Below are 24,537 nucleotides of genomic sequence, written 5' to 3' on the forward strand. Positions count from 1 at the left end.
GCTAAGGGGTGGAAATTAAAAGGCGGTAACACTGCACAGCATGCGTATGCCGCTGCTCCGAAACATGGTAACTACCGGATTAATTAAGGGGGCACCGGGCGGGTATGGATCCGATCGATATCAAGGAGATGCTGCATCACCATCATCTCTGGCTCAAGGGGATGCCGAGTGGTCGTCCGGCGGATTTTTCCGGCCGCGACCTCACCGGCGCAGACCTGAGCGGCGCAGATTTGCGCCGTGCGTCCTTTCGTATGGCGACGATGCGCGATGCCAGGCTGGCCAAGTCTCAGTTGGTGCAATGCGATCTCTTCAAGGCGGATTTGAGTGGCGCCGATCTGTCGGAGGCCGATCTCAGCCGCGCCGATCTGCGCGGCGCGACCTTGGAAAATGTCAACATGGCCGGCGCCAATCTGACCGGCGCGAATTTCCGCCGTGGTCTCGAACTGGGACAGAATCCTGCCGAGGCCGTTGAACTGCTGCGCCAGAACGTCACCGGCAGCAATTTTGCCGGTGCGACGCTGATCGGGGTCGATGCGCTGGGCGCCGATTTCAGCGGCAGCAACCTGGCTGGCGCCAACCTGCAGGATGCCGCGCTCACCGACTGCCAGTTGGTCAGTGTCGATCTGTCGGGTGCTGATCTTGGCGGCGCCACGCTGGCGGGCGCCAATCTGGTGGGGGCCGAACTCAGCGGCGCCAACCTGGCGGGGGCCACACTGCAGGGCGCCAACCTGACCGATGCGCATCTGCATGGCGTGGATCTCAGCACGGTCGATACCTTCGGCGCCAATGTGGTGATGGCCAATATGGCAGCCGAACCCAGTTCGGCAGCGCCCACCCCGATGAGCGAAGCGGAGATTCAGGCTGCCTTGGCCGAGCATAAGAGCTGGGTCAGCGGCGGCGACGGCAAGCCGGCCAATCTGCGCGGCCAGGACCTCAGCGGCTTCGATCTCAGCAACCTCGACCTGTCCGGCATCAAGCTGCGCGGTGCTGCCCTGCGCGATGCCAAGGTGGACAAGACAACCTTTAAATTCGCCGATCTGTCCGGCGTTGACATGCGCGGCTGCCACGCCCTGGATGCAACCTTCGCCGGGTGCAACCTGACGGGAGCCGATCTGCGCAATGGCCGCCTTAGTGGCAGCCGCTTTGCCAGCGCCGAGATTCTCAGCTCGAGTGGCGAGCGCACCGGCCGCCGGATCTACACGGATCTGTCCAATGCCCGCCTTGCCGGGGCGGTCTGCGATGGCGTCGACTGGGGGGATGCGATCCTCCACGACGTCAGCGGCCTTGAACCGTGACCGGCCGAAAGTCATGATGGCAAAATGAATACCACACCGGGCAGTATCCTGCGGCGTCCAGCCGCCACCGAGGGCAGCGCTGCAGGTCCCAATGCGGAGCGCCGCCGGTATTACGACCCGATTCTAAAAGTTAACGTGGTCCAGGTCTTTCAGGGCGACTTCTATGTTTCGACCCGCGAGGGCGAGATGCTGGCCACCGTCCTGGGCTCCTGCGTGGCCGCCTGCATCCGCGACCCGGTCGCGGCGGTCGGCGGAATGAATCACTTCCTGCTGCCCGATAAAGGCGGCGACAACAATCCGGATTTGCCGTTTTCCGCATCGCTGCGCTACGGTAGTTATTCGATGGAGCAGTTGATCAACGGAATCCTGGGGGCTGGTGGGCGTCGCGAGCGGCTGGAGGTGAAAATCTTCGGCGGCGCCAACGTGCTGGCTGGCCTGCGCGGCATTGGCCACCAGAATGCTGAATTCGTCGAACGCTATCTCAAAGCCGAAGGCTTCAAGATCATGGGCGCCGATCTGCGCGGCACGTTGCCACGCAAGGTGCAGTATTTCCCGACCACCGGGGTAGTGCGCATGAAGCAGATTGAAGATGCCAGTGCGAAGGCCGTGTTCCAGCGCGAGAGCACGAAGAAGATCACAGCTGTGCAAACCACGGCCGGCAGCATCGAGCTGTTCGACTGAGATCCGCGCAGAGCTTTCGTCGCCATGGCATACAAACTCAACAACGTCGCAGTGCTTGTGGTCGACAGCAATCACAACCACATGCAGCTTATTAAAGAGGTTTTGCGACCGCTTGGTGTCAATCGCATCGCCGAGTGCCTGAATGCCAAAGACGCGCTCACCTATCTCGAAAACAATGTCGTCGACATCATCTTCACCGAGTGGCACATGGACGGTGATGTGGATGGCCTTGGCCTGGTCGAATGGATCCGCAAGAACCCGGCATCGAAGAATGTGTTCGTGCCGATTGTGATGGTGACGGCGCAGTCTGAAGAATGGAAAGTGCATAAGGCGCGCGATGCTGGCGTCACTGAATTCCTGGTCAAGCCATTTTCGGCCAAGACCATGGCGCGCCGCATCAGCATGGTGGTCGAATATCCGCGCCAGTTCGTGCGCACCGACGAATTCTTTGGCCCCGACCGCCGCCGCCACAAGGTGTCGAACTACACCGGCGAAGAGCGGCGCAAGGATATGCTGGAAAAGGGCGACCAGCAGATGGATGAATCCGCCGTCGCGAACCTGCTCAACGAGCTCTGATCATTACATTCCGGTTGACGTTCTGCCGGCGCGGGACCAAGATTCAAGCAACTGAAGCAGTTGGGAGGTCAGCCGTTCCGGCATGAGCGAAGTTGTTGCTTTGCACCAGTTCCGCCGTTCGTCCGAGGAAACCGTCCTGGACGGTGTGACTGCGGGTGTGACTTCAGGTCCGGATGTAAAGCTGATCGTTGCCAGGAGCACAGATCCTCGTCCGGCGGTCGAAACCGCCGTTTTTTTCGACCGGCGCGAATTCAACCTGATTCTCAATCTTTATGCCCGCATGGTCGGGATGGGCGAATGGCGCGACTATGCCATCGGCCATGACCGCGAGAGTTGCAGCTTTGCTGTTTTCCGCCGCAGCGCCGATGGCGCGCTGTATCGCATTGTCAAAACGCCGAAACTGGCGCGCAAGCAGGGCGCCTTCGCCATCATCGCCCAGGGTGGCCGCATCGTGCGCCGCGGCAAGGATCTGGCCGTGATGCTGCGTTTTTTTGAACCCAAGCGGGAAGCAACGCTCTAGCGCGACAACAATAGTCTGGAAAAGAAAAGGGCCCCCATCAGCCGATGGGAGCCCGTTCCAGGATTCTGTGGCGTGTGACGCTCAGGCCTTCTTGGCTTTCTTCGCAGCCGGCTTGGCTGCCTTCTTCTCGCCAGTCTTCTTTTTCTCGGCCTTCTTCTCAGTCTTCTTCTTGGCAGGCTGCGTGGTCTGAGCCTCGGCGGCCGGGGCAAAGGCAGGCGCCACGGCGCCGGCCAGGAAGCCGGCCATCACGAAAGCAGCGGCAATCGTCTTGAAGCGGGTCATCATTGGAATCCATCCCTTGTACAGTGCTGCAAACCCCCCATCGAATCGGTGGCTGCATCACCATCAGTCTTGCGCGCGTCGCACGCAATCGGCAATGGCAGATATTTTCACTGCGACACTCTGTCGGTTTACGGGAAATTTATATTTTCAGGAGTGCAGCGAATTCGCGGCGATGCTTTTCCACACTGGGCCGATCACGGATTCTCCGCTCCAGATGCGGCTTTATGGCATCCCGCGCGCCTGCTCTGGCCCCCGCCTGCAGCCACAGTTGCCAGAACAGATCGCGCTGTGCATGACTGCCGCCGATCTGCTGCAGGCCTTGCAATGCTGGGGGTAATTTTTCGAACACCTGCCGCCACTCGCCGCGCCCATAGGCGGCAACGCCTTCTGCCAGATCGACTCCGACCTGACGCCAGATACGCCCCATCAGCTGCTGCTCAGCCTGGCTGGCGACGTGATCGCGCAGACTGGTCAGCAGAGTCTGCACCGCTGCATCCCGGCCGGCGCGGCTCAGGCCCAGCAGGTAATGCGCATCCAGGAACGGCTCGACATGCTCGGGCCCACGCCGTTCGATATAGTCGGCAACATCCTGCCAGCGCTCGCCAACATCCAGTCCGGCGAATTCCAGTCGCGCCAGCAGGGCGACGGCGTTGACCTGATCCTGGCTGTACTCTTTCCACACGCCCCAGACCTGTTCGTCATAGAGGCGGAGCGCGGCATCGGGCTGGTCGCTGTCGATGGCAAACAGCGCGGCATGCCACCAGTTGTGGCTGCGCATGAAGGAATTCCGGTCGCTCCAGGTATCGGAGAAGCCCAGCATGGTCTCGAGGCCTTCGGCGCAGCGCCCTTGCGTTTCCAGCACATGGGCCAGCGCATGATGCGCCCAGGGTTCGGCGCGCTTGAGCGCAATCGCCTGCCGCGCCGCCGCCTCGGCCTCGTCCAGCCGGTTCATCTCCTCAAGGCCGAAGGCCAGCATGCCATGCATCTCGGCCATAGCGCGGTGTTGGGGCAGGGCGGCTTCGGCCACGCGCAGCATTCCGGCCAGGTCGCCGACATGGAACAGGTGAAACTGCGCCATCTTCACCGCCGCCAGATCCTGTGGCCAGCGCGCGGCGAGGTCGCAGGTCAGCGCAATTGCGGTTTCCGCATCGCCAGCAGCCCAGGCGCTGACCTGCGCATGCCACAGGCGTTCGCGCTCGGTCGCCTTGGCCAGATGCGGTTCGGCGGTGGCCAGCCAGGGCCGTGCCTTGGCCACCGATTGTCCGGTCTGCAGAAACAGCTCCAGCGCCGCAGCCTTGGCCTGGGCGATCACGCAGGCCGGGTCGGTCTTGGCCGCCTCCCAGATTGCCGCCGCCGTGGTGCCATAGGTGATGAAGCTGGTATCGAAGGTATTCAGGCCCTCGATGACGGCTGGATGGTCGGTGGCGACGTCGAGGCCCCAGCGGTCCTGCAGCATGCTTTGCCTTCGCTTATTTGGCGGCGTCCTGCCAGTCGTTGATCTTGTCGAGCGGATAGATCGGCCGGCGGACATTCTTGTAGTCGATGATGCTGTTGTCCGATGTGGTGACGCCCTCGCCATCCAGCGTGAACGTCGCCTTGGCCAGCGGGGCGAAGCCGGCGCGGTAATGGATGCGCGACTTCAGCAGCAGGTAGCGCTTGTGCTCGGGCTCGATGCCCACCGAACGGAACACGCCGGTATCCCAGGGTTCGTGGTGCCGCGAGACGACAACAATCTGCATCCGCCCCTCGACCTCCAGCACCGCAGTCGGCCCCATCATCACCTTGTAGCCATGATACATCGGGCCGCGCACGATCCATTCGCCGTCGGTGATGGTGCGCACCTTGCCGGTCAGCGTCAGTGGCTTGCCCTTCAGCTTCAGCGACGGCATGTCGCTCTTGCCGCCCAGGGCCAGCGTCACCGTGGCGCCGACGCCGGCCTTTTGCATGATCTGCACGGCCTCCGGATCCCACACCGCGCCCACGGCCACGTCTTCCAGGCCCTGGCGCAACACTTCGGCGATCACCATCATCACATCCTGGGTACCGCCCGAGCCGCAATTGTCGGCATGGTCCAGCAGGATCACCGGGCCATCCTTCAGCTTCTTGGCCTTGGCCACCGTCTCGGCCAGATCGCGATGCTGGTAGATATGGATATCGCGCTTGTCCCAGACCTGGGCTGCGATGCGGTCGGCCGCCGCATCGGCCTGCGCCTGGTCGAGGCCCACGGTGATGACGGTGGTGCCGGCATCCCGGATATCGGCCATGGCAAAGCCGCCAAACACGCTGGCGCAGGGCAGGCCCTTTGCTTCCTCATCCTTGCAGGCCTGGATCGCCGATTTCATCGGCTCGTCATCGGTGCCCTGGCACAGCGTCTGCGACAGCAGCGGCAGTTGGCGCAGCGCCATCGCCGGCTTCGGTGCCTTGCCGGCAATGAAGGGCATCACCACGCGGCCGACCTGGCCCGCCACCACGTCCATGTCGACATGCGGATAGGTCTTGTAGCCGATCAGCGCCGTGCAGTTGGCCACCATCTTGGGCGTCAGGTTGCAATGCAGGTCCAGCGTCACGGCGATCGGCAGGTCCGGCGCGATCTGGCGGATCTGCTCCAGCAGGGTGCCTTCGCCGTCCTCCAGGCCTTCCACCACCATGGCGCCATGCAGATCGAGCAGGCAGCCGTCGCAGCCGGCTTTCACCGCCTCCAGGATCGGATCGGTCAGGCGCTTCCAGGCGTCTTTCGTCACCAGCCCGCCCGGCATGGCCTCGGCAGCCATCGGCAGCACCACCTCGGCGCCGTATTCCTTAGCGAGTGTCAGATAGACGCCGAGCGGCATGTTGGTCTTGGCATAGGCGTCGATGGCCGCCTGGCCGGTATAGAGGCCCCAGGATTCGAAGCGGGCGAAGTCGGTGACAATCGGCGAGAAGGTGTTGGTCTCGTGCTTCACCATCGCGAGGACAAGCTTCATGGGGCGGGACTTCCTTGCTGGCTGAGTAATTCGTAGGCAGACGAATGAAAGCTTAAAACCGCGCCACCGGCTTTGTCACGGGTCATGCAGGGGCAAGCCAAAGAAAAAGGCCCCGGCAGTTGCCTGCCGGGGCCTGGGTCGTTTCGGTGGTTAAGCCGGAATTACTCGTTCTTCTGGCCGAACAGCTGCAGCAGGGCCATGAAGATGTTGAGGAAGTTCACATACAGCGAGGTGGCACCGAAGATCGCCTGCTTGGTCTGAATGTCAGACGCATCGCCCTCGTAGAACTCCGACTTGATGCGCTGCGTATCAAATGCGGTCAGGCCGGTGAAGACCAGAACCGTGATCGCCGAGATGGCGAACTGCAGCACGCTGGAGCCCAGGAAGATGTTCACAATGCTGGCGATGAACAGACCGATCACGCCCATGAACAGGAAGCTGCCCATGCCGGTCAGGTCGCGCTTGGTCGTGTAACCCCACAGGCTCATCGCGCCGAACATCGCGGCGGTGATGAAGAAGATGCGCAGGATCGAGGTGCCGGTGTAGACCATGAAGATGGTCGACAGCGACAGGCCCATCGTGGCGGTGAAGGCCCAGTACAGCGCCTGCACGGCGCCAGCCGACATCTTGTTGGCGCCGAAGCTCATGACCAGCAGCAGGCCGATCGGAGCCAGCATCACCACAAAGGACAGGCCGCCGGTGAACAGCGTGCTCATCAGGGCGGGGGACTGCGACACCAGCAGCGCGACGATGGCGCTGAGCGCCAGGCCCGAGCCCATATAGTTGTAGACCCGCAGCATGTAGCTGCGCAGGGCCTCATCCACCACCGCACGGTCAATCGTGGTGGTGCCGTAGCCATAGCGCGGCTGGTTAAACGGGGTCGACATGGTATTGCCTCCTCAGACAATGGTTGTGGTGAGCATATTGTCAGTGTCGGGGTGAATTTCAAGAATAAACCCGACATAAACTTTCTGTATAAGTCATTCTGCTGACGCAGTTTCTTCATACAATGCCCGGTGGCGGGCGGTTTGGCCCTAAACGCCGGTTTTGTGACCCCGGTACTCGTCAGTACACGATGGATGCCGTAAGCATAAGTCCCTCCCGCAAAGGCGGAAAACCGCCGATTTAATCGAGACCCCGATGACCGATTCCCTGCGCGCATCCCCGCCGCCCTCCGGGGGCCTCTGGCGCCTGACCCTGGTGCTGGGCGCGCTCAGCGCCTTCACGCCGCTGGCGGTGGACATGTATCTGCCCGCCCTGCCGGCGCTGGAGCGCACGCTGGCCACCGATTCGGGCAAGGTGCAGCAGACGCTGTCGGTCTTTTTCCTCGGCCTGGCTATCGGCCAGCTGTTCTACGGCCCGATCAGCGACCGCTTCGGCCGCCGCAGCCCACTGCTGGTCGGCAACCTGCTGTTCATCGGCGCCTCGATCGCCTGCGCGCTGGCGCCGGGCATCGACACGCTGATCGGCGCGCGCTTTGTGCAGGCCTTCGGCTCCTGCGCTGGTCTGGTGATCTCGCGCGCCATGGTGCGCGACCTGTTCGAGCCGCGCGAAGGTGCCCGCGTCATGTCGCTGCTGATGCTGGTGATGGGCGTGGCGCCGATCCTGGCGCCGCTGCTGGGCGGCTATGTGGTGGCCTGGTTCGACTGGCATGCGATCTTCTGGTTCCTCGCCAGCTTCGCCCTGCTGGCGATGCTGGCCGCCTGGCGGTGGCTGCCCGAGACGCGCGGCGCGCGGCCCGATATGCGGCTGACGCTCGGTTCCGTGCTGCAGGTTTATGGCCGGCTGCTCGGCACCCGGCGCTACATGGGCTATACGCTGGCCTCCAGTCTCGGCATGGGCGGGCTGTTCTGCTACATCGCCGCCTCGCCCTTTGTCTTCATCGATCTCTATGGCCTGTCGCCGCAGGCCTATGGCTGGGTCTTTGGGATCAACGCGGTCGGTATCATCGGCTTTTCGCAGGTCAACCGCGCCCTGCTGCGCCACTTCACGCTGGATGAGGTGCTGATCGTTTCGATCTCCACCATGGCGGCGGCTGGCATTGCGCTGCTGATTGCCGCGCTGTTTTCGATTGGCGGGATGATCGGCCTGTGGGTGCCGCTGTTCTTCTATATCGCCAGCCTCGGTGGCGTCCTGCCCAATGCGGCTGCCAGCGCGATGGCGGCCGAAGCCGAACGCGCCGGCTCGGCAGCGGCGCTGATGGGCACGCTGCAGTTCACGCTGGGCGCGATGACCAGCGGCATCGTCAGCCTGCTGTCCGGCGACCCGGCGCTCGCCATGGCGGTGATCGTTGCCCTCTGCGGCCTCGGCGGTCTCTCGGCGCGGTTGGTGCTGGTGCGGTGAACCGGCCTCAGGGCTGCCGCTGCGCCAGCCACACGGTATGGCCGGCGCAATCCGGATCTTCTGCCTTGTGGGCCATCACCGCGAAGCCGGCCTTCGCCAGCAATGTGCGGTATTCCTCCGGCGCCAGGCTGGCGTGATACAGGGCTTCGCCCGCATGACTGCCGGTGGCTTCGCCATGGGCAGGCCCACTGGTGAACATCAGCGCTGCGCCGGGCGCCGCATGCGCTCTGAAGCTGGCGAACATTGCGCGCTGGTCGTCATGCGGCAGATGGAAGAAGCTGTCCCAGGCAACCACTCCGTGGAACTGACGACCGAGTGCGAGGCTGCGCATGTCGGCCTCGATCCAGTCATGCGCCGGAAACCGCTGGCGGCAGAGCGCCAGCAGGCTGGGGGCGGTGTCGATGCCGGTGAGGCGACAGCCGCGCGCGATCAGCCACGCCGCGATCGGTTCGGCATGACCGCAGCCGAGGTCCAGTACGGATGCGCCCTTGGGCAGGAGTGCGGCAAAGCGCTCCAGCCATGCTTGCTCGAACAGACTGCGGCTGCGCACCGCATCGAACTCACGCGCCTTGCGCTCGTAGATGCCTATAATTTGTTCTGGCCGCCCATTCATCACTGGATCAGATTACTGCGCGCGCAGCAGCGGTGCCGGCTTGGCGGCCAGCGCCTGCCAGGCACCGGCAAGCCCCAGCAGCAGCGTGGCGGCCACGCCGCCCAACGCGGTGGCGGCGGCGATGCCGGGGGCGAAATAGAAGGTCGCGCCCATCATCAGCGTCACCATCGCCCATGCGGCGAGCCAGCCGAGCCCGAAAGCCAGCGTTGCCCCCACCAGGCCGACGGTGCCGTATTCGATCACATGGGCGGCGATGATGTCGCGCCGTGTGGCGCCCAGCGCCTTCAGGATCGCGCCTTCCTTGAGGCGGCGGCGATGTTCCGCCGCCAGTGCGCCGGCCAGCACGATCAGGCCGGCAATCAGCGTGATGCCGGCGGCGCCGCGCACGGCGGCCCCCAGCTTCAGCACGATGGCGTTCAGCTCGCTCAGCACATCCTTCATGCGCACCACCGAGATGCCGGGGAAGCGCTGCGTCACGCTGCGGAACAGCGCTAGTTCGGCCGCCGGCCCGGCTTTGACGGTCGCGAGGAAGGTATGTGGCGCGCGTTCCAGCAGGCCGGGCGAGAAGACCAGCACGAAATTGATGCCGAACGAACTCCAGTCGAGGCGGCGGATGCTGGCGATCTCGGCGTCGATATCGCGGCCCAGCACATTCACGGTCAGCCTGTCGCCGATGCCGACGCCAAGGCCCTGGGCTGCCTTTTCCTCGATCGAGACCAGCGGCGGACCGTTGTAGTCGCGCGGCCACCAGCTGCCGGCCAGCAGGCTCGAGCCCGCCGGCAGGTCGCGGGCGTAGGTCAGGCCGCGGTCGCCCTGCAGTACCCAGCGCTGCTCCGGTGTCACTTCCACCTGTTCCGATGGCACGCCTTTCACCTTGGCGATGCGGCCGCGCATGTTGGGCACGGTCTCAAGATCGCGCGCGCCGGGCGAAGCCAGCACGGTGGCGCGGAAATCCTCCATCTGCGCGGGCTGGATGTCGACGAAGAAGAAGGCCGGCGCCTCATCAGGCAGGCGGTCCTCGACCTGGGCATGCAGGTTGCTTTCGACCAGCGCGATGGCGACCAGCAGCGTCAGCGACACGCCGAGCGACAACAGCAGCGCTGCGGTGGCAGCCCCCGGTCGGTGCAGGCTGGCAAAGGCCAGCTTCAGGCGGACATTGCGTGGCCGGATATGACGCGCCACGCGCGCCACCACGCCGGCGATCAGGCGGAACAGCACGAAGGCGATGATAGCCGAACCAACAAAGGCGGTGGCAAAGCGGCGCTCATCGGCGCCGAAGATGGCCAGCGCGGCCAGCGCGGCAAACAGCAGCAGCGTGGCGATCACATATACCGGTCGCGGCAGGCTGCGGCCCGGGGCCACCAGGTCACGGAACAGTGCGGCCGGGCGGATATCGGCGGCGCGCGCCAGCGGCCAGATGGTGAAGGCCAGCGCCACCAGCAGGCCATAGGCGGCGGCGAGTGCCAGCGGCTGCCAGTAGATGCCGGCGACCAGCGGCAGCGGCAGGATATCGGCCAGTGCGCCGGCGGCGAGATTGGGAATCGCAGTGCCGACCACCAGGCCGATCAGGATGCCGAAGGCGGCCAGCAGCAGGGTCTGCCACAGATAGACGCGAAAGATCAGCCCGGTGGTGGCGCCGAGCGATTTCAGGGTCGCAATCGTCGGCGTCTTGCCATCCAGATGCGCATGCACGGCATTGGCCACGCCCACGCCGCCGATCAGCAGCGCGGTAAGGCCGACCAGCACCAGGAACAGCGCGGCGCGATCGAGGAAGCGCCGCACGCCGGGGCTGCCTTCCTTCCAGTCGCGGATGCGCCAGCCGGCGGTGGGGAGTTCCTTCTGCGCGGTATCCTGCACCTGGGCCGCGGTCAGCTCCGGACGCAGCTTCACCCGGTAATGCCAGTAGGCCAGCGTGCCGGGCTGCACCAGTTTGGTGGCCTCCAGCGCTTCGGCGGCGATCATCACGCGGGGACCCAGCGTCAGGCCTTCGGTGGCGCGGTCGGGTTCGCGCGCGATCACGCCGCGGATCTCGAACTGCGCCTCGCCGATGCCGATGCGGTCGCCCACGGCGGCATCGAGGCGGATCAGGCTCTGCGGATCGACGGCGGCACCCGGCAGGCCGTTGCGGGTTTCCAGCAGCGCAGCCAGCGTGCCGGGCTGTTCCAGCTCGACGGCGCCATACAGCGGATAGCCGCCATCGACCGCCTTCAGTTCCACCAGCGTGCGTTCGTCGCTGCGCAGGGCATGGGCCATGGCGCGCATCTGCACGCTGTAGGAAACGCTGCCCTGGCGGGCGAGGAAGCTCTGTTCTTCCGGCGTGGTGCCGCGATGGGTGAGGCGGAATTCCAGGTCGCCGCCCAGCAGGCTGCGGCCATCACGCTCCATGCCGGTGATGATCGCGGCAGAGAGCGTGCCGATGCCGGCGATAACGGCAACACCCAGACCCAGGCAGGCGACAAACAGGCGGAAGCCGCGCAGGCCGCCGCGCAATTCACGCAGTGAAAACCGCAGCGACAGCATCAGTCTGCCGCCTGCGGGCGCGCCGGCCGCTGTTCGATGGATTTGATCTTGCCGTCTTCGATGCGCACCACGCGGTCGCACAGGGCCGCCAGGTTTTCGTCATGGGTGATCAGGATCAGCGTGGAGTTCAGCTTCGCCGCCTCGCCAAACATCAGGTCGATGATGGCATGGCCGGTGCTGCCATCCAGATTGCCGGTCGGCTCGTCGGCCAGCAGCAGGGCGGGGCGGGGCGCCACGGCGCGCGCCAGCGCCACGCGCTGCTGCTCGCCGCCTGACAGCTGTGCCGGATAATGCGTCTCGCGCTTGGCCAGGCCCACCTGCGCCAGCGCCGCACGTGCCCGCACGATGGCATCACTCGCGCCTGCCAGTTCCAGCGGCACGGCGACATTCTCCAGCGCGGTCATGGTCGGGATCAGATGGAAACTCTGGAACACGATGCCCACCCGGCTGCGGCGCCACAGCGCCAGGCGATCCTCGTTCAGGGCATTGAGATCGCCGCCGGCGACAACCACCTGTCCCTTGCTGACGCGTTCCAGCCCGGCCAGCACCGCCAGCAGGGTGGATTTGCCCGAACCGGACGGCCCGACGATGCCGATGCGTTCACCGGGCTGTACGCTGAGATCGATGCCGCGCAGGATGTTGACCGGGCCGGCCGTGCTGGCGAGAGTGAGATGCACATCGGTCAGTTGAACGATCGGGGTCGACTGAACGATGGGGCTCTGCTCGACAGCAGACGGATTTGCGCTAGATGACGCTATCAATGGTTCAGTCCTTGTCAGGAAGGCAGCTCGTGAAGTTATACGGAAGATATGGGGTTTTCCGGCAATGCTGCAATGTCGCAGGGCTGCTGGCCGTGATCCTGGTCACGCTGATGTGCGGTGCGGCCAATGCCCAATCTGGCGCCAAGGCCCGCCTGCTGGTGTTTGGCGACAGCCTGGTGGCCGGCTACAGCCTGCCGCCTGATGCTTCCTATCCGGCGCAGCTGGAAAAGGCGCTGAAGGCGAAAGGCCTTGATGTTGCCGTGCTCAATGCCGGCGTTTCCGGCGATACCACGGCCGCCGCGCTCGCCCGGCTCGACTGGTCGCTGGCTGACCGGCCGACCCATGTGCTGGTCGAACTGGGCGCCAACGACATGCTGCGCGGTCTGGCGCCGGAGCAGGCCAGGACCAACCTGGATGCCATCCTGGCCAAGCTGAAGCAGGCGGGATTGCCCACCATGCTGGTCGGCATGTTGGCGGCACCCAATCTGGGGGCCGATTACGGCCGGCGGTTCAACGCGATCTATCCCGATCTGGCCGCCAAATACGGCATCCCGCTCTACCCGTTTTTCCTCGACGGCGTGGCCGGCGAGGCGAAACTCAATCTGAGCGACGGCATGCATCCGAGCCGCGAAGGCGTCACCGTGATGGTGGAGCGCACGCTACCCCAGATTTTGCGGTTCCTGGGGCAATAGACCTCAATTCGTTGTTGTAAAAGCCGAGTCGTGCCGACAATATAAGCATGCCGCCGAAACAGTCGGGGGCTGTTTTCGCCTGGCCTGCGTTGGGAGTTTTGTCATGGAGTTCCGTCATTTAGGCCGCACCGATATCAAGGTCAGCCTTATCTGCCTCGGAACCATGACCTGGGGCGAACAGAACACCGAAGCCGAAGCCCATGCCCAGCTCGATTACGCACTGGATCATGGCATCAACTTCATCGATGCCGCCGAAATGTATCCGGTGCCGCCGCGGGCCGAGACCCAGGGCCGCACCGAAACCTACATCGGCACCTGGCTGAAAAACCGCAAGGATCGCGACAAGATCATCCTGGCCACCAAGGTGGCCGGCCGTGGCGGCGGGCCGCGCGGCGATTTTGCCTGGTTGCGCAATGACGGCCAGCCGCCGAATCTGAGCCGCAAGCAGATCTTCGAGGCGGTCGACAAAAGCCTGAAGCGCCTGCAGACCGATTATATCGATCTCTACCAGACCCATTGGCCGGACCGCCTGACGGTGAATTTCGGCCGTGCCGAATATCCCTGGAATGACGAGGTCGCGATTCCGATTGCGGAAACGCTGGAAGCCATGGCCGAACTGGTCAAGGCCGGCAAGATCCGCACCGTCGGCGTCTCCAACGAAACCGCCTGGGGCGCGACGCGGCACATCACCGCGGCAGAAACCAATGCCGCCCTGCCGCGCATCGTCTCGATCCAGAATCCCTACAGCCTGCTCAATCGCTGGTACGAAGCCTCGCTGTCGGAAGTGACCAAGCAGGAAGCCGTCGGCCTGCTCGCCTATTCGCCGCTCGCCATGGGCGTGCTCAGCGGCAAGTATCTCGGCGGCGCCAAGCCGGCCGGCGCGCGCATGACGCTGTTCACCCGCTTCACCCGCTACAGCAATCCGCAGGCCGAGCGCGCCACCGAGCGTTATGTGGCGCTGGCCCAGCAGCACGGCCTCGATCCGTCGCAGATGGCGCTGGCCTATGTGAACAGCCGGCCGTTCGTCACATCCAATATCATCGGCGCCACCAGCCTGGCGCAACTCAAGGCCGATATCGACAGCATCAGCGTGAAACTGTCTCAGGAGGTCATTGACGGCATTGAAGCCATCCATCGCGAGCATCCGAACCCGAGCGCCTGATTAGCGTTCGTTCCGGACCGTAAGGTCCTTTCCAGCGGAGGGCCATGCCATGATCCGCTTGTTCGTTGCCCTGAGATTCCCCGACGAGATTCGTCGGTCGCTTGCTGCCCTCTGTGCCGGTGTGCCTGGTGCGCGCTGGGTCAACCCTGACCAGTTCCATCTCACGCTGCGTTTCATCGGCGAGGTGAATGGCCGCACGGCCCGCGCCATCTCCGAAGAACTCTCCAGCGTCATCATGCCGTCCTTCGATGTCGAACTGTTCGGCGTCGGAACCTTTGGCGACAAGCGCAAGGCCAATGCGCTCTGGGCCGGGGTGCGGCCCAACCCGGCGCTCAACCGCCTGCAGGAAAAGGTCGACAACGCCATGCTGCGCGTCGGCCTGCCGCCCGACCGGCGCAAATTCAGCCCCCATGTGACCCTGGCACGGCTGAACTATGCGCCATTCGATCGCATCGGCGCCTTCCTCAGTCATCACGCGCTCTATGCCGGACCGGCCTATCGCTGCGACCGCTTCGTGCTGTATTCCAGCTTCCTGTCATCGTCGGGCGCCATCTATACGCCCGAACAGGTCTATCGCCTGGACGGCGGCATGGCTGAGGATGTCGAGCATGACTGGATGGCGGACGAGGCCGATGCCTGGGCCGAGGATCACGGCGACTGGGACAAGGCGGAAGCGGCGGCCTACGGCCACGGCTGACGGCTGACGGCTGACGTGCAGAAACGGTTTCGCTCCATCGTCGTGCTCACCGGCGCCGGCATCTCGGCCGAGTCCGGGCTGGGCACCTTCCGCGACAAGGATGGCCTGTGGACCAAATACGATCTGCAGGAGGTGGCGACGCCGGAAGGCTTCGCCCGCAATCCGGTGCTGGTGCACGACTTCTACAATGCACGGCGCAAGAACCTGGTCGAGGCCACGCCCAATGCGGCGCATTACGCGCTGGCGGAGCTGGAACGCCGCTTCGACGGCCAGTTCCTGCTGGTGACGCAGAATGTCGATGACCTGCATGAACGCGCCGGCTCGACCCGACTGCTGCACATGCATGGCGAGCTGCTGAAGATCCGCTGTGAAAGCTGCGATAGCGTGCGTGTCTGGCGCGGCGATCTCGATCTCGCCACCGCCTGTCCGGATTGCGGCACGTCTGGCGGCCTGCGGCCGCATGTGGTGTGGTTCGGCGAGATGCCGCTGTATATGGACGACATCGCCGCCGCGCTGGACACCTGCGATCTGTTCGTGTCGATCGGCACCTCGGGCCAGGTCTATCCCGCCGCCGGCTTCGTCGCCGAGGTGCGTCGCGGCGGCCTGGCGCATACGGTCGAACTCAATCTCGATCCGTCTGACGGCTTTTCGCTGTTTGCCGAAAAAATCTACGGCCCGGCCACGGAAGTGGTGCCGGCCTTCGTTACGCGGGTGTTGGCGGGCGGCTAATCCGGTACGCTGGCCTCGATGCGCTCCATGTCGTCATCCGACAGGCCGATATGATGGCCGATCTCATGGATCAGTACATGCCGCACCACGTGGCGTAAGGATTCGCCGCTCTCGCACCAGTAATCCAGCAGCGGCCGGCGGTATAGAAACACCATCGCCGGCAGCGTGCCGGTCTCGCCGCGCTGCTCGGCCAGGAAGCTGCCGCCCTGATACAGGCCGAGCAGGTCGAACGGCGTCTCGCAGCCCATCTCCTGCAGGATCTCGTCATCGGCGAAGTCGGCCACCTGGATCGGCACGCCGTCGATATAGGGGCCCAGCGCCGGGCGCAGGCGTTGCAGCTCGGCTTCGCCGATGGCGGCGAGGTCGTCCAGGCTGGGGGCGGTGCGCGTGGCGGGATCGGTCATGCGGCGTATCGTCTCAAAGCGGGGTCGACTGGTTGAAGCGGGCAGGCCTGCGCGCTAGCTTGCGCGGCATCAAGGTGCCGATCATGGCACCGCGAGGAGGATGCCATGGCCATCGCGAAACTGGAAGGTGCTGCCCGCGCTGCCGCGCTGCAGGCCCTGCCGGGCTGGCAGGATGTGGCCGGCCGCGATGCCATCGTGAAGACCTTTCTCTTCGCCGATTTCAACACCGCTTTCGGTTTCATGACCCGCGTGGCGCTGGAGGCCGAGAAGGCCGACCATCACCCCGAATGGTTCAATGTCTACAACCGCGTCGAGATCACGCTGGCCACCCATGATGTGAATGGCCTGAGCGACCGCGATGTGAAGTTGGCGACGTTTATCGAAGCCGCCGCCGCCGCGATGGGCGGGAAGGGTAAGTAAAATGAGTGCAGCCACACGCGGTCTCAAACGCGGCCTGATCCTCGCTGCCATCATCGCGCTGTTCGGCGTGATCGGCTATCTCGCGGTGCCGCAGCTGCTGCCGCAGCGCGGCGACGGCGAGACCGCCGGCAGTGGCGTGGTCTCCATAGGCGGCCCGTTCAGTCTGACCGACCAGAATGGCCGCACCGTCAGCGACAAGGATTTCGCCGGCAAGCTGATGCTGGTCTATTTCGGCTTCACCAACTGCCCCGATATCTGTCCGACCGGCCTGCAGACCATTGCGCTGGCGATGGACGAACTGGGCGCTGAAGCCGCAAAAGTGCAGCCGATCCTGATCACGGTGGACCCCGAGCGCGACACCCCGCCGGTGATGAAGGAATATGTGCAGGCCTTCCATGAGCGGCTGGTCGGCCTGACCGGCACGCCGGAGCAGATCGCCGCGGTGGCCAAGGCCTACCGGGTCTATTACCAGAAGGTGGTGCTGAAGGATTCCAGCCTCGGCTATTCGGTCGACCATTCCGGCTTCATCTATCTGATGGACGGCAAAGGCCAGTATCTCAGCCATTTCCGCCATGATGCGACGCCGGATCAGATGGCGCAGCGCATTCGCGCCAGGCTTTAAATTTCTGAAATATTGAACTATTTCCGGCATTGCACGTTTATGTTGCAGTGCAAAATAAATCGTGCGGCTACTGAGGAAGAGGCGTAGACTAGCGCCTCGCTGCCAGGACCGGCCACGATTCCCCATGGCGTTGTCCAAGGCTTGTCAGGCGGTGCCGCCCGGGCTGGTTTCCCGGCGTGCCGCTGTCCAGCAGAAGGGTGGGACCGGATGCTCTATTCGCTTTATGAACTTCACCACGCCGCGCTGCGGCCGGTGCGTGCCATGGTTGAGGCACAGACCCAGGCGCTGAAGCTGCCCTACCTGCCGATGAACTATACGGCTGCCGCCCGCACGCTCGCCGCCGGCCTGGAAGTGTTCAGCAACATCACGCGCCGTTACCCGAAGCCCGCCTTCGGCCTCGCCACCACCATGGTCGACGGCACGCCGCGCCAGGTGACCGAGCGCAATGTGCTGAGCCTGCCCTTCTGTCATCTCAAGCATTTCGAGCGCGAGGGCTGCGAAGGCCGCAACGACCCCAAACTGCTGATCGTGGCGCCGCTGTCTGGTCACTATGCCACGCTGCTGCGCGGCACCGTGGAAGCGATGCTGCCGCATCACGAGGTCTATATCACCGACTGGATCGATGCCCGCGACGTGCCGCTGCGCGAAGGCGCGTTCAGCCTCGACGATTACGTCGACTACATCCGCGAATTCTTTGTCACCCTTGGCCCCGGCGCCCATGTCATCGGCGTGTGCCAGCCCTCGGTGCCGGTGCTGGCTGCCGTGGCGCTGATGTCGGCCGACAATGACGCGCATGTGCCGCGCTCGATGACCCTGATGGGCGGCCCGATCGATACCCGTATCAGCCCCACCGTGCCCAACAACCTGGCGCAGGAACATTCCATCGAATGGTTCGAGCACAGCGTGATCAACCACGTGCCGCTGCCGCATGCCGGTTTCATGCGCCAGGTCTACCCCGGCTTCATCCAGCTCACCGGCTTCATGACCATGAATCTGGATCGCCATGTCGGCGCCCATGTCCGCCTGTTCCATCACCTGATCAAGGGCGATGGCGACAGTGCCAAGGCGCATACCGATTTCTATGACGAATACCTCGCCGTGATGGACCTGCCGGCCGAGTATTATCTGCAGACCGTGAAAACCGTGTTCCAGGATCACGCATTGCCGCGCGGCATCATGACGGTGCGCGGCGAGACGGTGGATTGCACCGCCATCCGCAAAACCGCGCTGCTCACCGTGGAAGGCGAGAAGGACGATATCTCCGGCGTCGGCCAGACCATGGCGGCGCATGATCTGTGCCCCAATATCCCGGCGGCGAAGCGCGGCCACCACCTGCAGGCCGGCGTCGGCCATTACGGCGTGTTCAATGGTCGCCGCTGGCGCGAGGAGATCGCACCGAAGGTGACCGCCTTTATCCGCCAGCATGACGGCAATCCGCTGAAACGCCGCTAAGTCGCGCCGGCCGTCTCTTTATACGAACGCCCATCCGGCGTAATCTGCTGCCATGCCCCGCAGCCTGCCCTTCTGGCGCCGCAAGCGCCTTGACCAGATGACGCCGTCCGAATGGGAGTCGCTCTGCGACGGCTGCGGCAAATGCTGCCTCTACCGGCTGGAAGACCAGGATACCGGCGCGCTGGAACAGACCAATGTGGCCTGCAAGCTGCTGAACTGTGCCACCGGCCAGTGCAGCAACTACCCCAAGCGCAAGAAGCTGGTGCCCGACTGCATCCAGCTGACACCGGGCAAGGTGGCGAAGATGAACTGGCTGCCGGCCACCTGCGGCTATCGCCTGGTGGCGCAGGGCAAGGATCTCTACTGGTGGCATCCGCTGAAAAGTGGCAACCGCGAGACCGTGCACCAGGCCGGCATCTCGGTGGCGGGCCGCTGCATCTCCGAAAAGGAGGCCGGCGAGCTGGAAGACCATGTGGTCTACTGGCTCGACGACAAGGGCCCGCCCAAACCCAAAAAGCGATAGGGCCCAAAAAGCGATAGGGCCAAAAAGTGATAGCCGCGAAAAGCGCGGGCCGGTCGGAACGCCGGCGCCGGTGCAGCGTTTCTTCGACAGTAGTTTCTTCGGCAGTCCGTCTGTCAGGGTTTCCCCATGTCTCTCCGCCTGCCTTTTCTTTTTGCGCTGCTGCTCCTGCCGGCCGCGGTTTCGGCGCAGATCCTGCCCCAGACCGACGCCGAGCGGATTCAGGCTGAAGTGCGCCGCATCGAGCAGGAGCGCGAGCAGCGCGCGCAGGAGCAACTGCGCGACCGCACCCAGGAAGCCGAGCGGCAGGACCAGCGCCGGCAGCAGGAACTGCGCCAGCAGGAGCGCACCCGGCTGGAGCGCACGCCATCCTCCGCCCCGCCCACCCCGTTGATCCAGCAGCGCAAGCCCCAGTAGGCCGGCCGCCCAACAGACTGGCCGCAGAGGCGGGCCATGCCGTAGCGGCAGACGCGGTGCCGATGCTGGTGCTCGCCCCGGCTTCCCCGCTAATCTGTGTGCAGCGTGACAGGTTGCCCGACGGGGCGGGGGATTTTTCCAATGTTCGGTTTGCCGGCCATCGATGCCGATCTCGCGGCCCGTTTCCGGGCCGTGAAGCTGTTGTCACTTGATCTCGACGGCACGCTCACCGATGGCGGTCTGTATTATGCCGAGGACGGCAGCGAACTGCGCAAATACCATGTGCAGGATGGTTTCGGGATTCTGCTTGTTAAGGATGCCGGCATTGAAGTGGCGCTGATCACCCGCAGCGACACCCCGGCGATCCAGAAGCGCATCGACCGCCTGAAAATCCGCTTCGGCCTGATGGGCGTGATGGAAAAGCTGCCGCGCCTGAAGGCCATCTGTGCCGAACTCGGCATTGGGTTGCATGAAGTCTGCCATGTCGCCGACGACGTCAACGATCTCGATGTGATGGGGGCCGTCGGCCTGCCGGTTGCCGTGTCGAATGCGCGGCCCAGTGTGAAAAATGCTGCCGCCTATATCACCGAGGCCGCCGGCGGCGCGGGCGCCGTGCGTGAGGTCTGCGACCTTCTGCTCGAACATAAAATCTGACCGCACAAACAGGGAGAATTCCAGATGGCCATCGATTTCCAGGGCCGTGTCGCCATTGTCACCGGGGCCGGTGCGGGTCTTGGCCGCAGCCATGCGCTGCTGCTGGCCGAGCGCGGCGCGAAAGTGGTGGTCAACGATCTGGGCGGCGCGGTGGATGGCACCGGTGGCTCGGCCAAGGCGGCCGATACGGTGGTTGCCGAGATCAAGGCAAAGGGTGGGACAGCCGTTGCCAATTACGACAGCGTCTCCGATCCGGCCTCGGCCGCCAATATCGTCAGGACCGCGATGGAGGCTTTCGGCCGCGTCGACATCCTGATCAACAATGCGGGGATCCTGCGCGACAAGAGCTTTGCCAAGATGGAGATCGCCGATTTCGACACGGTGGTCGATGTGCATTTCCTCGGCTCCGCCTATGTCACCAAAGCGGCCTGGCCGGTCATGCAGCAGCAGCAATATGGCCGCATCGTCATGACTTCGTCGAATTCCGGCCTGTATGGCAATTTCGGCCAGTCGAATTATGCCGGCGCCAAGACGGCGGTGGTTGGCCTGATGAATGCGCTGAAGCAGGAAGGCGGTAAATATGGCATCCTCGTCAATACGATTGCGCCGGTAGCCGCTACGCGCATGACCGAAGCATTGCTGCCACCCAAGCTGTTGCCGCATCTCAAGCCGGAATACGTTTCCCAGGCCGTGGCCTATCTCTGCTCGGAAGCTTGTTCTGCCACCGGTGACATCATTTCGGCTGGCGCAGGCTTTTATGCAAAAATCCAGATCATGGAATCCGAAGGCCTGTTCTTCGGGATCGATGCCAAGGTCAGTATCGACGACATCGCCGCTAACTATGCCAAGATCACCGATATGGCAAAGCCGCGTGGTTTCGGCTCCTCAATGGAAGAGGTCATGCATATCGCCAAGCCTTTCGTGGGCTAGGGTCTGCTCTAGGCCGGCAGGCGGGCGAGGGCGGCTTCGGTCAGGGTTTCGATGATGCGGCTCTGCTGGCCGGCATAGCTTTGCGCCGCATGGCTCAGGGCTGCGCTGCGCGCCGGCTCGGCGAGCAGCAGGCCCAGCGCGGCAATCAGTTCGCCGTCATTGGCCACCTGCAGCGCGCCGCCCTGCAGCAGCAGGCCGGCGGCGGCTTCGCTGAAATTGAACATATGCGGGCCGAACAGCACGGCGCAGCCCAGCCGCGCCGGCTCCAGCGGGTTATGGCCGCCATGGGCAATCAGCGAGCCGCCCATCAGCACAATCGGACTGAGGCGATACCATAGGCCGAGTTCGCCCAGCGTATCGACGATATAGATATCGGTGTCGCCGGCCGGCTCTGCACCGGTGGAGCGCAATGCCACGCGCAGATCGGGTGCTGCCAGCGACTGGCTCAGGCCGGCGCCGCGCTCAGGATGGCGTGGGGCGATCAGGGTGAGCAGGCCGGGGAAGCGGGCTTTCAGCGCCCGGTGCACAGCGGCGATCTGCGTTTCCTCGCCGTCATGGGTGCTGGCGGCGAGCCACAGCGGCCGGTGGCCCAGGCGCTGGCGCCAGGTTTCGAGCAGCACGGCATTGACCGGCAGCGGCGGTGCCGCCTGTTTCAGATTGCCGGCCTCGATCACGGTCTGCGCGCCAATGCGGCGCAGGCGCTCGGCATCGCCGGCGGTCTGGGCATAGATCGCGGCGAAGCAGTCGATCAGCCAGCGCGCCGTGCCCGGCGCCTGCAGCCAACGGGTGCACGAACGTTCAGACAGCCGGGCATTGATCAGCAGAGCGGGAACGCCTCTTGCCCGCAACGCACTCAGCAGACCCGGCCAGAAATCCGACTCGCTCCACAGCACCAGATCGGGCTGCCAGTGATCGAGAAAGCGATCCACCGCACCGGGCAGGTCGACCGGTACGAACTGGTGGATGATGCCGCTGTCGTCCCCGATGCGCTGCTCCACCAGCGCCGCCGAGGTGACAGTGCCGGTGGTCAGCAGCACGGTGGCATCGGGCCGCACCTGGCGCAGATGCTGCAGCAGCGGCAGCAGGGCCTGCGCCTCGCCGACGCTGGCGCCATGACTCCAGATCAGCCGGCCGCGCGGTCGCGGTCGCGTGGCATGGCCAAAGCGTTCGCCCAGGCGCGCGGCGTTTTCCTTGCCCCGGGCGGTGCGACGGCGCAGCCACAGCCGTACCAGCGGGCCGAGCAGATGCCCGATGCCGCGCCAGATCAAGCGTCGCCCGTCGAAAGGCGTGGACTCTGTCTGCCTGTTCATTGCCGCCGCAGATTGCCGTAACGGGAACCCCAGGGGAAGAGTCGCGCAAGCACTTGCAGCGCGCCGCCGCCGCTGTCAGCCTGTATCGATACAGATAGAACAGCCAACCGGGAGGGTAGCGCCATGGCGGTGCATGTGGAAAAGCGTGGCGCGGTCACCACCGTGATTCTGGATCGGCCCGCGGCACGCAATGCGGTCGATCGTCCCACCGCCGATGCCCTGCGCCAGGCCTTCAAGGATTTCGATGCTGATGACAGCGCGCGTGTTGCCGTGCTGTGGGGCGCCGGCGGGCATTTCTGTGCCGGTGCCGATCTCAAGGCGGTGGCCGGCGGCGACCAGCGCAACGATGTCTCTCCCGAAAGCGAAGGCCCGATGGGGCCGACGCGCCTGATGATGTCCAAGCCGGTGATTGCCGCTGTGTCGGGTTATGCCGTCGCCGGTGGTCTGGAACTCGCGCTGTGGTGCGACCTGCGCGTGGCCGAGGCCGATGCCACCTTCGGCGTGTTCTGCCGGCGCTGGGGCGTGCCGCTGATTGATGGCGGCACGGTGCGTCTGCCGCGCCTGATCGGCCATAGCCGCGCGCTCGACATGATCCTCACCGGTCGGGCCGTCGATGCCCAGGAAGCCCTGCAGATCGGTCTCGCCAATCGCGTGGTGCCCAGGGGCGAGTCGCGCAGTGCTGCGGAGGCGCTGGCCGAGGAAATCAGCCGCTTCCCGCAGGCCTGCATGCTGGCAGATCGCAGCTCCAGCTACCGCCAGTGGGAAATGTCGCTCGATGCCGCCCTGCATAACGAGGCGGAAAGCGGCCTGCCGATCATCGAGCAGGAAGCCATTGCCGGTGCCGCCCGCTTCAAGAGCGGGCTCGGCCGGCACGGCGACTTTTCGTCGATCTGATCTCGTCGGCCTCGGCCGCCGGCAGCAGGCCCAGCATCTTTTTCATCACCGTGGGCAGCGCCGCCGCCTGGGGTTGCTGCCACAGGCCATCAAGTCCGGCGGCCATGCGGGCATCGACACGGCCTAGCAGGGCGGCGATCTTCAGCTCAAAATGCGTGAAGACATGGGCGGCATCGCCGTTCAGCGGCAGCCAGTCCAGCGCGAGTGGCGCATGCGGCAGGGCTTCGCCCGGCAGCCATGGCGTGTCGCGCCACGGCGTGCTCGGCACTTCCAGCATGCCGCCCAGCAGCCCCTTGGGCGGGCGTCGGCGCAGCAGCACGGCGCCATCCTCCGCGCGCTGCAGGAGGAAGGCGATGGCATGGCGCACCGGCCGGGCCGTCTTCGCCGCCTTGCGCGGTAATTCGGCGGCGATGCCGCGACTGAAGGCGGCACATTGCGCCTGCAGCGGGCAGAGCAGGCAGTCAGGCGATTTCGGCGTACACACCGTGGCGCCGAGATCCATCATGGCCTGCGCAAAATCGCCGGGGCGCTGCTGTGGCGTCACCGTTGCGGCCAGCCCGCGCAACGCCGGCTTTGATTGCGGCAGTGGCGTTTCGACGGCAAAGACGCGCGACAGCACGCGTTCGATATTGCCATCCAGCACGGCGGCCGGGCGATCGAAGGCAATCGCCGCAACGGCGGCGGCGGTATAGGCGCCGATGCCGGGCAGTTTCAGCAGGCCCTCTTCGCTGTCGGGAAAACGGCCGTCCAGCGTGCGGCTCACCACCTGCGCGCATTTGTGCAGGTTGCGCGCGCGGGCGTAATAGCCCAGCCCCGCCCAGGCTTCCATCACATCTTCCACCGGCGCAGCGGCAAGGTCATGCACGCTGGGCCACAGCGTCAGGAATTTGGCGAAGTACGGCATCACGGCGGGCACCGTGGTCTGTTGCAGCATGATCTCGCTGAGCCAGACGCCATAAGGCTCCGGGGGCGGAGTACCGGGTGGGCTGCGCCAGGGCAATTTACGATAGTGCCGGTCATACCAATCCAGCACCAATGAGGCGATATCCGGTGTCTTGGTGCGGGGTTTGGGCATGTGCG

26 protein-coding genes and 1 pseudogene are annotated in these 24,537 nt (G+C 64.7%); 17 read left to right on the forward strand and 10 right to left on the reverse strand.

The window, feature by feature from the left end; translation table 11 throughout:
* The first annotated feature begins 104 nt into the window (after positions 1-104).
* From AAG821_RS12690 to AAG821_RS12705, 4 genes are all read left to right on the forward strand, one after another.
* On the forward strand, positions 105-1,295 hold the full coding sequence (locus AAG821_RS12690; protein ID WP_341911994.1) for a pentapeptide repeat-containing protein: 1,191 nt from the start codon (positions 105-107) through the stop codon (positions 1,293-1,295).
* A 24-nt stretch (positions 1,296-1,319) separates the two neighbouring features.
* Positions 1,320-1,976, forward strand: coding sequence for a chemoreceptor glutamine deamidase CheD (locus AAG821_RS12695; RefSeq protein ID WP_341911992.1), 657 nt, complete (start codon positions 1,320-1,322; stop codon positions 1,974-1,976).
* 24 nt (positions 1,977-2,000) lie between these two features.
* Positions 2,001-2,552 (forward strand): response regulator, encoded by a 552-nt coding sequence (locus AAG821_RS12700; RefSeq protein WP_341911990.1) that lies wholly within the window; start codon positions 2,001-2,003, stop codon positions 2,550-2,552.
* Between the two features lie 82 nt (positions 2,553-2,634).
* Positions 2,635-3,072, forward strand: a complete 438-nt coding sequence (locus tag AAG821_RS12705) for a DUF2794 domain-containing protein (RefSeq protein WP_341911988.1) — start codon at positions 2,635-2,637, stop codon at positions 3,070-3,072.
* Positions 3,073-3,153: 81 nt separating this feature from the next.
* Here the strand turns inward: AAG821_RS12705 and AAG821_RS12710 are convergent, their stop codons facing one another.
* From AAG821_RS12710 to AAG821_RS12725, 4 genes are all read right to left on the reverse strand, one after another.
* Positions 3,154-3,357, reverse strand: a complete 204-nt coding sequence (locus AAG821_RS12710; protein ID WP_341911986.1) for a hypothetical protein — start codon at positions 3,355-3,357, stop codon at positions 3,154-3,156.
* 136 nt (positions 3,358-3,493) lie between these two features.
* Positions 3,494-4,810: a tetratricopeptide repeat protein gene (locus AAG821_RS12715; RefSeq protein WP_341911984.1), complete on the reverse strand. Its 1,317-nt coding sequence runs from the start codon at positions 4,808-4,810 to the stop codon at positions 3,494-3,496.
* 13 nt (positions 4,811-4,823) lie between these two features.
* Positions 4,824-6,317, reverse strand: a complete 1,494-nt coding sequence (locus tag AAG821_RS12720) for a M81 family metallopeptidase (protein WP_341911982.1) — start codon at positions 6,315-6,317, stop codon at positions 4,824-4,826.
* A gap of 161 nt (positions 6,318-6,478) precedes the next feature.
* Positions 6,479-7,204, reverse strand: coding sequence for a Bax inhibitor-1/YccA family protein (locus AAG821_RS12725; protein WP_341911980.1), 726 nt, complete (start codon positions 7,202-7,204; stop codon positions 6,479-6,481).
* 253 nt (positions 7,205-7,457) lie between these two features.
* Between AAG821_RS12725 and AAG821_RS12730 the strand changes: the two genes are divergently transcribed.
* The gene (locus AAG821_RS12730; protein WP_341911977.1) at positions 7,458-8,660 is read left to right on the forward strand and encodes a Bcr/CflA family multidrug efflux MFS transporter; all 1,203 of its coding nucleotides are present in this window, start codon (positions 7,458-7,460) and stop codon (positions 8,658-8,660) included.
* A 7-nt stretch (positions 8,661-8,667) separates the two neighbouring features.
* On the opposite strand, the gene AAG821_RS12735 is transcribed toward AAG821_RS12730, so the two are convergent.
* The 3 genes from AAG821_RS12735 to AAG821_RS12745 are packed head-to-tail and all read right to left on the reverse strand — an operon-like array spanning position 8,668 to position 12,551.
* Positions 8,668-9,273 (reverse strand): class I SAM-dependent methyltransferase, encoded by a 606-nt coding sequence (locus tag AAG821_RS12735; protein ID WP_341911976.1) that lies wholly within the window; start codon positions 9,271-9,273, stop codon positions 8,668-8,670.
* Positions 9,274-9,285: 12 nt separating this feature from the next.
* Positions 9,286-11,793, reverse strand: a complete 2,508-nt coding sequence (locus AAG821_RS12740) for an FtsX-like permease family protein (RefSeq protein ID WP_341911974.1) — start codon at positions 11,791-11,793, stop codon at positions 9,286-9,288.
* Positions 11,793-12,551: an ABC transporter ATP-binding protein gene (locus AAG821_RS12745; protein WP_341912137.1), complete on the reverse strand. Its 759-nt coding sequence runs from the start codon at positions 12,549-12,551 to the stop codon at positions 11,793-11,795. The genes AAG821_RS12740 and AAG821_RS12745 overlap by 1 nt, the downstream gene beginning before the upstream one ends.
* 95 nt (positions 12,552-12,646) lie before the next feature.
* Here AAG821_RS12745 and AAG821_RS12750 point away from each other — a divergent pair, with 95 nt between their 5' ends.
* The 4 genes from AAG821_RS12750 to cobB all read left to right on the forward strand — a co-directional run bounded on the left by AAG821_RS12750 (position 12,647) and on the right by cobB (position 15,834).
* A complete protein-coding gene (locus AAG821_RS12750; RefSeq protein WP_341911972.1) occupies positions 12,647-13,246 on the forward strand; it encodes an arylesterase in 600 nt (199 codons plus the stop codon).
* A 103-nt stretch (positions 13,247-13,349) separates the two neighbouring features.
* Complete coding sequence (locus AAG821_RS12755; RefSeq protein ID WP_341911970.1) at positions 13,350-14,408, forward strand: NADP(H)-dependent aldo-keto reductase; 1,059 nt, start codon at positions 13,350-13,352, stop codon at positions 14,406-14,408.
* 49 nt (positions 14,409-14,457) lie between these two features.
* Positions 14,458-15,105, forward strand: coding sequence for an RNA 2',3'-cyclic phosphodiesterase (gene thpR / locus AAG821_RS12760; protein ID WP_341911967.1), 648 nt, complete (start codon positions 14,458-14,460; stop codon positions 15,103-15,105).
* 15 nt (positions 15,106-15,120) lie between these two features.
* Complete coding sequence (gene cobB / locus AAG821_RS12765) at positions 15,121-15,834, forward strand: Sir2 family NAD+-dependent deacetylase (protein ID WP_341911965.1); 714 nt, start codon at positions 15,121-15,123, stop codon at positions 15,832-15,834.
* Here the strand turns inward: cobB and AAG821_RS12770 are convergent.
* Complete coding sequence (locus tag AAG821_RS12770) at positions 15,831-16,238, reverse strand: metallopeptidase family protein (protein ID WP_341911963.1); 408 nt, start codon at positions 16,236-16,238, stop codon at positions 15,831-15,833. The two genes, cobB and AAG821_RS12770, sit on opposite strands and share 4 nt — an antisense overlap.
* 102 nt (positions 16,239-16,340) lie before the next feature.
* On the opposite strand from AAG821_RS12770, the pseudogene AAG821_RS12775 reads away from it, so the two are divergent.
* The 7 genes and pseudogenes from AAG821_RS12775 to AAG821_RS12805 all read left to right on the forward strand — a co-directional run.
* A pseudogene (locus AAG821_RS12775) lies at positions 16,341-16,658 on the forward strand (4a-hydroxytetrahydrobiopterin dehydratase); the annotation flags it as partial.
* 1 nt (position 16,659) lies between these two features.
* On the forward strand, positions 16,660-17,280 hold the full coding sequence (locus tag AAG821_RS12780; protein WP_341911961.1) for an SCO family protein: 621 nt from the start codon (positions 16,660-16,662) through the stop codon (positions 17,278-17,280).
* Positions 17,281-17,487: 207 nt separating this feature from the next.
* On the forward strand, positions 17,488-18,732 hold the full coding sequence (gene phaZ / locus AAG821_RS12785; protein ID WP_341911959.1) for a polyhydroxyalkanoate depolymerase: 1,245 nt from the start codon (positions 17,488-17,490) through the stop codon (positions 18,730-18,732).
* Between the two features lie 52 nt (positions 18,733-18,784).
* The gene (locus AAG821_RS12790) at positions 18,785-19,255 is read left to right on the forward strand and encodes a YcgN family cysteine cluster protein (RefSeq protein WP_341911958.1); all 471 of its coding nucleotides are present in this window, start codon (positions 18,785-18,787) and stop codon (positions 19,253-19,255) included.
* A gap of 126 nt (positions 19,256-19,381) precedes the next feature.
* Entirely contained in the window at positions 19,382-19,669 is a 288-nt protein-coding gene (locus AAG821_RS12795; RefSeq protein ID WP_341911957.1) for a hypothetical protein, read from the forward strand.
* Positions 19,670-19,810: 141 nt separating this feature from the next.
* Positions 19,811-20,323 (forward strand): HAD hydrolase family protein, encoded by a 513-nt coding sequence (locus AAG821_RS12800; protein ID WP_341911956.1) that lies wholly within the window; start codon positions 19,811-19,813, stop codon positions 20,321-20,323.
* Positions 20,324-20,347: 24 nt separating this feature from the next.
* Entirely contained in the window at positions 20,348-21,253 is a 906-nt protein-coding gene (locus tag AAG821_RS12805) for an SDR family NAD(P)-dependent oxidoreductase (RefSeq protein ID WP_341911954.1), read from the forward strand.
* Positions 21,254-21,261: 8 nt separating this feature from the next.
* Here the strand turns inward: AAG821_RS12805 and AAG821_RS12810 are convergent, their stop codons facing one another.
* Positions 21,262-22,563 (reverse strand): 3-deoxy-D-manno-octulosonic acid transferase, encoded by a 1,302-nt coding sequence (locus tag AAG821_RS12810; protein WP_341911952.1) that lies wholly within the window; start codon positions 22,561-22,563, stop codon positions 21,262-21,264.
* A 123-nt stretch (positions 22,564-22,686) separates the two neighbouring features.
* Between AAG821_RS12810 and AAG821_RS12815 the strand changes: the two genes are divergently transcribed.
* Positions 22,687-23,457 carry a crotonase/enoyl-CoA hydratase family protein gene (locus tag AAG821_RS12815; protein WP_341911950.1) on the forward strand — a complete coding sequence of 257 codons (771 nt, stop codon included), beginning with the start codon at positions 22,687-22,689 and terminating at the stop codon, positions 23,455-23,457.
* Here AAG821_RS12815 and mutY read toward each other — a convergent pair.
* On the reverse strand, positions 23,414-24,532 hold the full coding sequence (gene mutY / locus AAG821_RS12820; protein WP_341911948.1) for an A/G-specific adenine glycosylase: 1,119 nt from the start codon (positions 24,530-24,532) through the stop codon (positions 23,414-23,416). The genes AAG821_RS12815 and mutY overlap by 44 nt on opposite strands.
* Positions 24,533-24,537: the final 5 nt, after the last annotated feature.

It is taken from the genome of Ferrovibrio terrae, from assembly GCF_943372915.1.
Classification (GTDB): domain Bacteria; phylum Pseudomonadota; class Alphaproteobacteria; order Ferrovibrionales; family Ferrovibrionaceae; genus Ferrovibrio; species Ferrovibrio terrae_A.